Source organism: Bosea sp. (in: a-proteobacteria) (genome assembly GCF_023953965.1).
Taxonomy (GTDB): domain Bacteria; phylum Pseudomonadota; class Alphaproteobacteria; order Rhizobiales; family Beijerinckiaceae; genus Allobosea.
In genome coordinates this window covers 1,001,943-1,013,551 of the sequence record NZ_JAMLIX010000002.1, presented here as the reverse complement: position 1 = coordinate 1,013,551, position 11,609 = coordinate 1,001,943, and the positions used below count along the sequence as shown (strand labels likewise).

The 11,609-nt window shown below is 68.3% G+C and carries 10 protein-coding genes; 1 reads left to right on the top strand and 9 read right to left on the bottom strand.

Annotation, left to right across the window (positions count from 1 at the left end):
• Window positions 1-16 precede the first annotated feature (16 nt).
• The gene (gene gltA, locus M9917_RS19895; protein WP_297256638.1) at window positions 17-1,306 is read left to right on the top strand and encodes a citrate synthase; all 1,290 of its coding nucleotides are present in this window, start codon (window positions 17-19) and stop codon (window positions 1,304-1,306) included.
• A 101-nt stretch (window positions 1,307-1,407) separates the two neighbouring features.
• Here the strand turns inward: gltA and lpxB are convergent, their stop codons facing one another.
• The 9 genes from lpxB to M9917_RS19850 all read right to left on the bottom strand — a co-directional run bounded on the left by lpxB (window position 1,408) and on the right by M9917_RS19850 (window position 11,560).
• A complete protein-coding gene (gene lpxB, locus M9917_RS19890; protein ID WP_297256637.1) occupies window positions 1,408-2,580 on the bottom strand; it encodes a lipid-A-disaccharide synthase in 1,173 nt (390 codons plus the stop codon).
• Complete coding sequence (locus M9917_RS19885; protein ID WP_297256635.1) at window positions 2,580-3,440, bottom strand: LpxI family protein; 861 nt, start codon at window positions 3,438-3,440, stop codon at window positions 2,580-2,582. Before M9917_RS19885 ends, lpxB begins: the two co-directional genes overlap by 1 nt.
• Window positions 3,437-4,246, bottom strand: coding sequence for an acyl-ACP--UDP-N-acetylglucosamine O-acyltransferase (gene lpxA, locus M9917_RS19880; protein WP_297256633.1), 810 nt, complete (start codon window positions 4,244-4,246; stop codon window positions 3,437-3,439). The genes M9917_RS19885 and lpxA overlap by 4 nt, the downstream gene beginning before the upstream one ends.
• A gap of 35 nt (window positions 4,247-4,281) precedes the next feature.
• The gene (fabZ, locus tag M9917_RS19875; protein WP_297256631.1) at window positions 4,282-4,740 is read right to left on the bottom strand and encodes a 3-hydroxyacyl-ACP dehydratase FabZ; all 459 of its coding nucleotides are present in this window, start codon (window positions 4,738-4,740) and stop codon (window positions 4,282-4,284) included.
• Between the two features lie 172 nt (window positions 4,741-4,912).
• Window positions 4,913-5,974, bottom strand: coding sequence for a UDP-3-O-(3-hydroxymyristoyl)glucosamine N-acyltransferase (gene lpxD / locus M9917_RS19870; protein ID WP_297256629.1), 1,062 nt, complete (start codon window positions 5,972-5,974; stop codon window positions 4,913-4,915).
• A gap of 36 nt (window positions 5,975-6,010) precedes the next feature.
• The gene (bamA, locus tag M9917_RS19865; protein WP_465246405.1) at window positions 6,011-8,518 is read right to left on the bottom strand and encodes an outer membrane protein assembly factor BamA; all 2,508 of its coding nucleotides are present in this window, start codon (window positions 8,516-8,518) and stop codon (window positions 6,011-6,013) included.
• A 216-nt stretch (window positions 8,519-8,734) separates the two neighbouring features.
• Window positions 8,735-9,883, bottom strand: a complete 1,149-nt coding sequence (gene rseP / locus M9917_RS19860) for an RIP metalloprotease RseP (protein WP_297256625.1) — start codon at window positions 9,881-9,883, stop codon at window positions 8,735-8,737.
• A 127-nt stretch (window positions 9,884-10,010) separates the two neighbouring features.
• Window positions 10,011-10,805, bottom strand: a complete 795-nt coding sequence (locus tag M9917_RS19855; protein ID WP_297256624.1) for a phosphatidate cytidylyltransferase — start codon at window positions 10,803-10,805, stop codon at window positions 10,011-10,013.
• Complete coding sequence (locus tag M9917_RS19850) at window positions 10,802-11,560, bottom strand: isoprenyl transferase (RefSeq protein ID WP_297256623.1); 759 nt, start codon at window positions 11,558-11,560, stop codon at window positions 10,802-10,804. The genes M9917_RS19855 and M9917_RS19850 overlap by 4 nt, the downstream gene beginning before the upstream one ends.
• Window positions 11,561-11,609: the final 49 nt, after the last annotated feature.

Here is an 11,609-nt window from a genome sequence, read left to right as displayed (position 1 = left end):
GAAAGGATCGGTATCGATGAGCGGAAACATCAGCCAGCTCCAGGTCGGCGACAAGACCGTCGACATGGCGATCAAGGAGGGGACGGTCGGCCCCGCCGTCATCGACATCGCCAAGCTCTATGCCCAGACCGGCATGTTCACCTACGATCCCGGCTTCACCTCGACGGCGAGCTGCGAGTCGCAGATCACCTATATCGACGGCGACGAGGGCGTGCTGCTCTATCGCGGCTACCCGATCGAGCAGCTCGCCGAGCATGGCGACTTCCTCGAGACCTGCTATCTGCTGCTCGAAGGCAGCCTGCCGACGGCCGCGCAGAAGGCCGATTTCGACTACCGCATCACGCGCCACACCATGGTGCACGAGCAGATGGCCCGTTTCTTCCAGGGCTTCCGCCGCGATGCGCACCCGATGGCGGTGATGGTCGCCTCGATCGGCGCGATGGCGGCCTTCTACCACGACTCGACCGACATCTCGGACCCGCACCAGCGCATGGTCGCCTCGATGCGGATGATCGCGAAGGTGCCGACGCTGGCCGCGATGGCCTATAAATACTCGATCGGCCAGCCCTTCGTGTATCCGCTGAACTCGCTCGACTACACCTCGAACTTCCTGCGCATGTGCTTTGCGGTGCCGGCCGAGGAGTACAAGGTCAATGCGGTGCTGTCGCGCGCGCTCGACCGCATCTTCATCCTGCACGCCGACCACGAGCAGAACGCCTCGACCTCGACGGTGCGGCTTGCCGGCTCGTCGGGCGCCAACCCCTTCGCCTGCATCGCGGCCGGCACGGCCTGCCTGTGGGGCCCGGCCCATGGCGGCGCCAACGAGGCGGCGCTCAAGATGCTCGAGGAGATCGGCTCGGTCGAGAACATCCCGAAATACATCGCCAAGGCCAAGGACAAGGACGATCCGTTCCGCCTGATGGGCTTCGGCCACCGGGTCTACAAGAACTACGATCCGCGCGCCAAGATCATGCAGCAGACCACGCATGAGGTGCTGAACGAACTCGGGGTCAAGGACGACCCGCTGCTCGACGTCGCCATCGAGCTCGAGCGCATCGCGCTCTCGGACGAGTATTTCATCGAGAAGAAGCTCTATCCGAACATCGATTTCTATTCGGGCATCACGCTCAAGGCGATGGGCTTCCCCACCTCGATGTTCACCGTGCTCTTCGCCGTCGCCCGCACGGTCGGCTGGATCGCGCAGTGGAAGGAGATGATTGGGGATCCGTCCCAGAAGATCGGCCGCCCGCGCCAGCTCTACACCGGCTCGCCGCGGCGCGACTACAGCCCGATCGGCCGCCGCTGAAGGCGCTTCATCGCTCATCCGGAAGGCGCGAGGCGAAAGCCCCGCGCCTTTTTTCATGGCTGAAGGAAGCTGGTGCTGTTTCCGACCGGAAGCGCGGTCCGTCAGCGCCCCTGCCCGTCCGGCAGGATCGCCAGCGCCGCCGCGACCGCATTCGCAGCGGGACTTGGCCCGGCGGAGCGCATGATCGTCTCGACTTCGGCGAAGCCGGCAAGCTGTTCGCGCCGCTCGCCGCCCTCGGCCATCGCGGCGAGGAGATGCCGGCTCAGCGCCCCGGCCGTCGCCGCCTCCTGGATGAACTCCGGGACGATGCTCCGGCCGAGGATCAGGTTCGGCAGGATCACGCTCGGCAGCTTGACGAGGCGGCGCGCCAGGAAGGCTTCCCAGCCGGCGCCGCGATAGGCCGCGACGGTGGGGACCTGCGACAGGGCAAGCTCCAGCGTCACGGTGCCGGAGGCAGCCAGCGCCGCCCGCGCCCCGCGAAAGGCCGCAAGCTTCGCAGCCTCGCCCGTCACGATCTCCGGCGCGACGGGCCAGCGCGCCACGGCCTCCGCGATCATCGGCCGGAGCCGCTGAACCGCCGGCAGGACGAAGCGCGCGCGCGGCACCGCGGCCGCGACCTTCGCCACCGTCTCGCCGAAGACCGGCATCAGGTGGTGGATCTCCGAGCGCCGGCTGCCGGGAAGGACCAGCACCAGCGGCTGCGTCGCGTCGTCGCGGCAGCGCTGCTCCTCCACATCCGGGCGCATTTCGGCGAGCCGTTCCATCAGCGGATGGCCGACATAGACGGTCTCGGGGCCGTGAAGCCTCGCGAGCGCGGCGGGCTCGAAGGGCAGCAGGGCGAGGATGCGGTCGACATGCGGCGCCATCCGCCGCGCCCGGCCGGAGCGCCAGGCCCAGACGCTCGGGCAGACCCAGTGCACGATCGGAATGGCAGGCGCCCGCGCCCTCACCTTCTTCGCGACGCGCAGGCAGAAATCCGGGCTGTCGATCGTGAGCAGCAGATCGGGCGCGAAGGCCGCGATTCCGGCAGCCGCATCCTCGATCCGCCTGAGCAGCAGCGGCAGGCGCGCGATCACCGGGCCAAAGCCCATCACCGCGATATCGGCCTGCGGAAAGAGGGGCTCGAGCCCCGCTTCCGGCAGGCCGTGGTCGCCCACGCCGCTGAGTTCGACCGGGCGGTCGCCCAGCCGTTCGCGCAAAGCGGCGAGGAAGCTGAGCGCCAGCGCATCGCCCGACGCCTCGCCGGCGATGACGGCCAGGCGGAAGGGGCGCATCAGGGGAAGCCTTCGACGAAGAGGCGAAGCGCGTCCGCCTGTTGGCCGAGCGTCGCCCGATCGCCGACCAGCACGGCGCCTGCGCGCAGGCCGATGCCGGAAAGCCCGGCCTCGGCGATGTTGCGCAGGGTATCGGGCCCGATCGCCGGCATGTCGACGCGCAGATCCTGTCCCGCCTTCGGGCTCTTGACGAGGAAGCCGTCGCCCTTGCCGATCTTGAGGCGCCCGCGCGCGACGAGATCAGCCACCCGCCGGATCATCGCATCGGTGCCTTCGGCGGCCTCGATCGCGACGACGCGGTGATCGGCCAGGATCGCCGCCTGCCCGACATCGAAGGGCGACAGCGCGTCGAGCAGCGAAAAGCCGCGCTCAAGCGCGGCGCGCTGCTCCGGCGATGCCTGCCGGCGGCCGAGCGCGCCTTGCGGCGCGGCCATGCCGGGCGCGATCTCGGCCGGGCCGTGGACGCGAAAGCCCTGCGTCTCGAAGAAGCGGACGACCCCGCGCAGCAGATGATCGTCCCCGCCCTGAAACGCCTTGGCGAAATGCGGCAGGTATTTTAGCGTCGAGACCTCCGGCCGCAGCGCGCCGAAGCTCGGCCGCGGCAAAGCGCCGAGCATGACGATGTCGGCGATGCCGCGCCGGCGCAGCTCGTCCAGCAGGCCGCCGAGCTGGCCGAGGCGATAGGTCGCGACATCCGCCTCCGCGCCGAATGCTGCCGGATCGGTCGCGCCTTCGAGCGCTGCGATATAGGGCCGCTCGCCGCTCCCGGTCAGGCTGCGTGCGAGTTGGAGCGGATAGTCGCCGCCGCCTGCGATCAGCGCCAGCGGGCCGCGCGTCGTTGGCCGCGGATCGGCGCTCACCGCTCCGTCGCGGCGGCGTCCCGCGGTATGCAGAGCGCCTTGTCGCCGCCTTCCCTGATGAAGTTCAGGATCTCGTCGATCAGCGGATGCGTCGCGAATTCGGTCGCGACGTCCTCGACGCGCTCGGCCAGCGTGCCTTCATCGGCGAAGAGCAGCCGATAGGCCCGGCGCAGCTCGTTGATCTGCTCGCGGCTGAAGCCGCGCCGCTTCAACCCGACGAGATTGAGCCCGGCCAGATGCGCCGGGTTGTCGCGCACCATGCCGAAGGGGATGACGTCGCTGATGACGCCGGCCCCGCCGCCGATGAAGGAATGATCGCCGACCCGGACGAACTGCAGGAGGCCCGCTCCGCCGCCGACGATGACGAAATTGCCGACCCTGACATGGCCGGCGCACATCGCATTGTTGGAGAAGACGACGTTGTCGCCGATCCGGGCATCGTGCCCGACATGCGAATTGGCAAGGAAGGCGCAGCGGTTGCCGACGACGGTGGCCATGCCGCCGCCCGCGGTGCCGGGATTCATCGTCACGCCCTCGCGGATGATGCAATCCTCGCCGACCGAGAGCGTCGAGGGCTCGCCGCGATATTTCAGGTCCTGCGGCGGGTGACCGATCGAGGCGAAGGGGAAGATCCGCGTGCGCGCGCCGATCGTGGTGCGCCCGGCGACCACGGCATGGCTGACGAGCTCGACGCCTTCGCCGAGCACGACATCCGGGCCGACCTCGCAGAACGGCCCGATCCGCACGCCCGCGCCGAGTTGCGCCTTGGGATCGACGAGCGACATGGGATGGATGGAGACGCTCATCGCGACGCTGCCCTGATCCTGAACCGACACTGCGCTCAAATGACCATTGCCGAAATCTCGGCCTCGGCGACGAGCGCGCCGTCGACGCGCGCCTCGCCCCTGTAGAACCAGATGTTGCGCTTGCGGGCGAGCTTGGTGAGGTGGAAGCGCAGCTGATCGCCCGGCGTGACGGGCTTGCGGAACTTCGCCTTGTCGATCGTGGTGAAGAGGACGGTCTTTACCTGCTCTGCGCCGGGCTCGCGGGCATTCACCACCAGGACGCCGGCGGTCTGGGCCATCGCCTCGATCATCAGCACGCCGGGGAACACCGGGCGCTCCGGGAAATGGCCGGTGAACTGCGGTTCGTTGGCCGTCACGTTCTTGATGCCGACGCCCGAATTGTCGCCGTCGATCTCGACGACGCGATCGACCAGCAGGAACGGATAGCGGTGAGGAATGCTGGCCATGATCCTCTGGATGTCGAACACACCCAGCGCCGTCGTCGCCTCGCTCATGGTCTGCCTTCTCCCGCCTGCCGTCCCTCGGGCAGCGCCTTGCCTTATTCGTCAGAAAGTGAATGCCGCTTTCCGGTCCGATGCTCCAAGCCCTCCGCCGCTTTGCCGGAAAGGCGGCGGACTCGGCAAGACAATTCTCGGCATCCGGACTGGAAAACAGCCTCCGCGCCGCTCAATCGCGTGCCGTGTCCGGCTTCTTGCCCCGGTTCGCCACCAGCGTCTTGAGCAGGGCCGTCTCGCGCGCCCAGCCGAGCGCGGGCTGGGCCGGGTAGCCGCCGAAGCGGGCGCCGCGCGGGATATCGCCGGCGACGCCGCTTTGGGCCGCGACCTGCGCGCCGGCGCCGATGACGAGATGGCCTGCGAGACCGACCTGGCCGCCGAGCACCACGAAATCCTCCAGCGTGGAGGAGCCGGCGAGCCCGGTCTGCGCGCAGATCACGCAATGGCGCCCGATCACGCAGTTATGGCCGATCTGGACGAGGTTATCGATCTTGGTGCCCTCGCCGATCACCGTATCGCGGCTGGCACCGCGGTCGATCGTGCTGTTGGCGCCGATCTCGACATCGTCCTGGATGATGACGCGGCCGATCTGCGGCACCTTCATGTGCCCCTTCGGGCCCATCGCGAAGCCGAATCCGTCCTGTCCGATGCGCGCGCCGGGGTGGATGATGACGCGGTTTCCGATCAGCGAGGCCTGGATCGTGCTGCCGGCCCCGATCGCGCAGTTGCGCCCGATCCTGACCTGCGGGCCGATGACCGCATGCGACGCCACGACCGTGCCGGCGCCGATCTCGGCGCCCGGCCCGATGACCGCGCCGGGATCGACGGTCACGCCCGCCTCGAGCACGGCGGTGGCATGGACCACGGCGCCCGGCGCGACGCCCTGCGAGGCGAAGACGGATTCAGGCTTCAGCGCGTTCGGAAAGCAGCGCGCCATCACCCCGGCGAAGGCATGATACGGCGTCGGCGTGACGAGGGCTGCCGTTCCGGCCGGGACGCGCTCGGCAAAGCGCGGCGAAACCAGGCACAGCCCCGCCTTGGTGGCGGCGAGGGCCTGGGCGTATTTCGGATTGTCCATATAGGCGAGGTCGGCCGGGCCCGCCGTTTCCAGAGGGGCGACGCCGTCGAGCCGGCGGGCGGGATCCACGCCCTGCGGCAAGGCACTGCCTGAAAGGCTTGCGACCTCGCCGAAGGTGAGCGAGGTCGCGACCGGAAAGAAAACGGGTTCTGCCATGATCGGGTCCGGAGCGGGGCTTATAGCCCCGCCGCCTCAGAAGCTGGTGCCGCCCGAGAAGCGGAACGCCTGGAGGCGGTCGCCGCCGTACTTGGCGACCAGGCCGGTCCGCGGGTCGACGCCGATCTGGCCGTCGTCCTTGGTCAGGGCGTAGGCATAGTCGAACCGGATCGGTCCCAGCGGCGACTGCCAGAGCAGGCTCGCGCCCACCGAAGACCGCAGGGTGTTCTTGTCGCGGATACAGCCGATGTTCGACTGGCCGAAAAGCCCGCCGCCGGTCAGGACATTGTACTGGCGCGCTTCCGAGCCGGCCGGGCAGGCATAGGCCACCGCCTTCGAGCCGCCGTCATAGTTGAACAGCGTGCCGGCATCGAGGAAGACCGCGCCGCGCAGGCCGAGATCGCGCGGCAGACCGAAGATCGGGAACTGCACCTCGAGCGTGCCGCCGAAATAGGTGGTGCCGCCGACCGCGTTCGCCGTGGGATCGTTCAGCACGTCGCGCGGGCCGATGCCGGAGGGCGAGAAACCGCGCACCAGCGACGGGCCGAGGAAGTAGTGATCGACCATGCGCAGATTGCCGCTGGTCGCCTGGACATGGCCACCCTGGAAGCGGAGCATGCCGACGACGTCGTCGAAGATCTCGCGGTAATAGCGGGCATCCGCAGAGATGCGGAAGAACTTCGAATCGCCGCCGAGCCCGGCGAATTCCGGCTTCAGCTCGGCCGAGAAGCCGTTGCGCGGCATACGGACGTTGTCGAGCGAGTTGTAGTTGAAGTTCAGGCCGACGAGCGAGGTCAGGGTCTTGCCCTGCGCCTCCTTGACCGCCACCGTCGCCTCGCCGTTGCTCACGCAATTGAACACGGCGTCACCCGGCGTCGGCGTGATGCCGGGTATCGGACGGCTACAGTCGTTATAGGGCCGGCTGGTCGTGTTCGGGATGTCGATCTCGGTCTGGTAGATCGAATAGCGCGGCGTGATCGAGAATTCTTCCGTGATCGGGAAGGTGAAACGCACCTGTCCGCCGGTGACGCGGCTCTCGAAGCGGCCGGTGTTGTAGTTGTCGTTGAACTTCGAGAACAGGTCGATGCCCGCCGCCACGCGATAGCCCAGGAAATAGGGCTCGGTGAAGGAGAAATCGATGCCCTGCGTCCGCTCGCCCATCGTGCCGGCGATGCGGACGAACTGGCCGCGGCCGAGGAAGTTCGCTTCCGACAGCGAGACCTCGCCGATGACGCCGTCCGCGGTCGAGTAGCCGCCGGCGATCGAGAAGGAGCCGGTCGCCTTGTCCTCGACATCGATGTTGACGACCACGCGATCCGGCGCGGAGCCGGGCTCGTTGGTGATGCGGACCTTGCTGAAGAAGCCGAGATTGTTCAGCCGGCGCTCGGCCCGGTCGACCATGACCTTGTTGTAGGCGTCGCCCTCGCCGAGATCGAGCTCGCGGCGCACGACATAGTCGCGGGTGCGGGTGTTGCCGCGCACGTTGATGCGCTCGACATAAACGCGCGGCCCCTCGTCGACGATATAGGTGATGCCGATCTGGTTGCCCGCGGCGTCGCGGTCGCCGCGCGGGCGCACCTGGGCGAAGGGGTGGCCGCGGCGCGCCACCTCGGTCGTGAGCGCGACCAGCGACTTCTCGACCGCCTCGGCATTGTAGGTGTCGCCCGTCCCGGTCGCGACATAGCGCTGAAGGGCGGCGGCATCGACGTCGCTCAGCGCGGAATCGACCGAGACATTGCCGATCTGGTAGCGCGGCCCTTCCTCGACAACGATGTCGACGACCCAGCCGCCGGCCGCCTCGTCGAAGCGTGCGGCGCTGTTGACGATCTGGAAATCGGCATAGCCGTTCTTCAGATAGAAGCGACGGATGAGGTCGAGATCGGAATTGATCCGGTCGGGGTCATAGACGTCGGAGGTCTTGATCCAGCTCAGGAAGTTCGATTCCGTCGAGCTCATCAGCCCGCGCAGGCGCCCGGCCGAATAGGCGTGGTTGCCGCTGAAATTGATCGACTTGATGCCGGTCTTGCCGCTCTCGTTGATGGTGAAGACGATGTCCTGGCGGCCGTTCGGCAGCGGCGCGATGCGGCCCGAGACCGAGGACAGGCCATAGCCGGCCCGGCGATAGGCTTCGCGCAGGCGCTCGACATCGGAATCGATCAGCGCCTGGCTGATCGGCCCGCCGGAGCGCGATTGCACGATCTGGCCGAGTTGCTCGCCCTTCAGCTTGCGATTGCCCTCGAAGGCGACGCGGTTGACCGTACCGCCCTGCTCCCTGACGGAAATCACGGTCTGGCCGCCGCGGCGGTTGACCTGCACATTGCTGAACAGCCCCGTCGCCAGCAGGCTCTCGCGGATCTCCTGCGGATTCTCGCGACCGACGGCATAGGAGCGGATCGTCTCCGCATCGACCCGCTGGTTGCCCTGGACAACCACGGCCTGCGCGAACGCCACGCCACCACTCACGGCCAGCATCAAAGCCGAAAGTCCGATCGATCGAGAGAGCCGCATCCTGGTCGTCCGGCTCTTTTGGGTCGACGTCATCAGGTCGCCTATTCCATCTCTCTGGTCACCACCCCGAACGGGGACCGCCGTCTCGCGACGGCAGCACGGGGACATTTGCGGTTCAATCGCTTCTACAAAGTTTCCGGCGGGGTGCAAACCGCGATCATCGTTAATAAAGCGTTTTTGGAAAGCTCGTTGCCGGCGGGCCACGCAAGCCCGCTGTCTTTCCTTCGCAAGGCGCGGCGCCGGTGCCGCTCTTTAGAGCATGGCGCGGACGTGGACAATGTCGTTCCAGGTCACGAACAGCATCAGCATCAGGACCAGCGCCAGGCCGAGCCGGAAGCCGATCTCCTGCGCGCGCGGGCTCAGCGGCCGGCCGCGCACGCCCTCGTAGAGATAGAACAGCAGGTGCCCGCCATCGAGCATGGGGATCGGCACGAGATTCATCAGCCCGATCGAGACCGAGAGGATCGCGGCGAGATTGAGCAGCCCGATCAGCCCGCCGCTCGAGGCGACGACGCCGGAGACCTGGGCGATCCGAATCGGACCGGAGAGCTGATCGGTGGATTCGCGCCCCGTCAGCAGCTTGGCGACATAGTCGTAGGTCCGCGTCACCACGAACCAGGTCTCGGTGAAGCCGGCCCTGACGGACTCGGCCGGGCCGAATCGCTGGAGCTTCCAATCCTCCGGGCGCGGCGAGGCCTTGATGCCGATCACGCCGATGCGTTGCGTGCCGAACGCGGTCTTCATCTCGGTGAGCGCGGGCGTCACCGGCAGGATCAGCGTGCCGCCGTCACGCTCCACCGAGACCTCGAGGCGCTCCTCGGGCCGGGTCGAGACGATGCGCTGCATGTCGGCGAAGCTCAGGACCGGCTCGCCGTCGACGGCGATCACGAGGTCGCCCGCCTTCAGCCCGGCCCGCTCGGCCGCGCTGCCGGCGACGATGGCATCGACGCGCGGAACGAGCACCTGCTTGCCGAAGAAGAAGACGGAGCCGGCGAAGATCAGGATCGCCAGCAGGAAATTCGCGACCGGGCCGGCGGCGACGATCGCCGCGCGCTCGCCCAGCGACTGCTCCGGAAAGGAGCGCGCGCGCTCCTGCGCCGACATGCGCTCGACAGCGGCATCGTCGGGCGCGCTCGCGGCATCGGCATCGCCCGAGAACTTGACGTAGCCGCCGAGCGGTATGAGCGCGAAGCGCCAGCGCGTGCCGTGCCGGTCGTCGAAGCCGAAGATCTCGCGGCCGAAGCCGATGGAGAAGGTCTTGACGTCGACCCCGCACCAGCGGCCGACCAGGAAATGCCCGAGCTCGTGGACGAAGACGACGAGCGTCAGGACGAACAGGAACGGCAGCAGATAGCCGAGCAGGAAATGCCCGCTGTTCCAGAGCGACGCCGCGAATTCCATCGAATGATCCCCTACGGTCCCAACACAGCCCTAGGTGACAGTGAACCGGGCTTGCGACAAGAGCGAGGCGGCCCGCCGCCTTGAAACTTGGTCAATGACGGTTCGGTCGGCCGCGAGGCCACCGGCCTCAAACGTCGAGATGCAGGGCAAACAGCACGAAGCCGGCCAGCACCATCACCGCCCAATACCCGTCGAGCCGGTCGAGGAAGCCGCCATGGCCGGGGATCAGCTTGCTCGAATCCTTGACGCCGAAGCGGCGCTTCAAGGCGGATTCGAACAGGTCGCCCGCCTGGCTGACGACCGAGCCGGCGAAGGAGGCCGCGACCACCGGCCCGGCCGCCGTCATCGCCTGCAGGGCCGGCACCAGCCACCAGACGAGATAGCCGCCGAGCATCCCCGCGAGCGCGCCGCCGAGCGCGCCCGACCAGGTTTTCTTCGGGCTGACGGCCGGCATCAGCTTCGGGCCGCCGAGGCTGCGCCCGGTGAAGTAGGCGGCGATGTCGGTGAGCCAGACGACGGCGAAGCTCCACAGGATCAGCGACAGGCCGATGCCGGGAAGGTCGCGCAGCGCCGGCGTGACCAGCGCGAAGGCCATCGCATAGGCCACGCCGCAGAGCTCGAGCGCCAGCCGCGAGCGCGCGAAGGGCGTCGTCAGCGCGCCGAGAAGGGCGGCGGCCGCGGCCGTGCCGGCAAGGGCCGCCGGGCTCGCCGGGGAGAAGCTCAGCGCAAGCCCGGCAACGACCACGGCGATGCCGGCGGGGATCGCGTTGCCGCGGCCGACGATCGCGAGCCATTCATAGGCGGCCAGGCCCGCGACCAGGATCCAGACCAGCCGGAACGGCCAGTCGCCCCAGAGCGTGACCAGGAGAACCAGCGCGCCGAGCACCAGCGCGGAGGCGATCCTGAGCTTCAGCTCGCTCACGCCACGCCCACGCTGCGGTCGGAGGGGGCGCCGAGGCCGCCGAAACGCCGCTCGCGCCGGCGGTACTCGGCCAGGGCCTCCTCGAAGGCGGCCCGGTCGAAATCCGGCCACATCACCGGGGCGAAGATGAATTCGGCATAGGCCGCCTGCCAGAGCAGGAAATTCGAGATGCGCGTCTCTCCCGAGGTGCGGATGACCAGTTCGGGATCGGGCAGGTCGTGCGTGTCGAGGCGGCGCGCGATCTCGGCCTCGTCGATCGCGGCGGGGTCGATCAGGCCCGCCGCCGCATCGGCCGCGAGCCGGCGTGCGGCGCGGGCGATCTCGTCGCGGGAGCCGTAGTTGAAGGCGATCACCAGAACGAGGCCGGCATTGTCGCGGGTCACCGCCTCGGCATGCTCGACGAGGCGGCGCAGATCGGGCGCGAGATCGTCCCGGCTGCCGATGATGCGGACCCTGACATTGGCGGCCGAAAGCTCGGCGAGGTCCTTCTCGACGAAATGCCTGAGCAGCCCCATCAGGAAGGAGACTTCAGCCGAGGGGCGGCGCCAGTTCTCGGTCGAGAACGAGTAGAGCGTCAGGACCCGGATGCCGAGGTCGCTGGCGTTGCGCACCGTGCGCCTGAGCGCCTCCAGCCCGCGGCGATGGCCTTCCTGCCGCGGCAGCCCGCGCTTCTGCGCCCAGCGTCCATTGCCGTCCATGATGATGGCGACATGGGCCGGGTTGGACGGCTTTACGTCGCGCTGACCGGATGACATGCGGATGAGCCTCGCTCGGCGGAGCGCGGGGAGCGCCCGCGCGGACGCT

Excerpts from the sequence above, each read along its gene's own strand:
- gltA (WP_297256638.1), top strand. The coding sequence starts at position 17 with ATGAGCGGAAACATCAGCCAGCTCCAGGTCGGCGACAAGACCGTCGAC.
- lpxB (WP_297256637.1), bottom strand. The coding sequence starts at position 2,580 with ATGCGCCCCTTCCGCCTGGCCGTCATCGCCGGCGAGGCGTCGGGCGAT.
- lpxA (WP_297256633.1), bottom strand. The coding sequence starts at position 4,246 with ATGAGCGTCTCCATCCATCCCATGTCGCTCGTCGATCCCAAGGCGCAA.
- fabZ (WP_297256631.1), bottom strand. The coding sequence starts at position 4,740 with ATGAGCGAGGCGACGACGGCGCTGGGTGTGTTCGACATCCAGAGGATC.
- lpxD (WP_297256629.1), bottom strand. The coding sequence starts at position 5,974 with ATGGCAGAACCCGTTTTCTTTCCGGTCGCGACCTCGCTCACCTTCGGC.
- rseP (WP_297256625.1), bottom strand. The coding sequence starts at position 9,883 with ATGGAATTCGCGGCGTCGCTCTGGAACAGCGGGCATTTCCTGCTCGGC.
- M9917_RS19850 (WP_297256623.1), bottom strand. The coding sequence starts at position 11,560 with ATGTCATCCGGTCAGCGCGACGTAAAGCCGTCCAACCCGGCCCATGTC.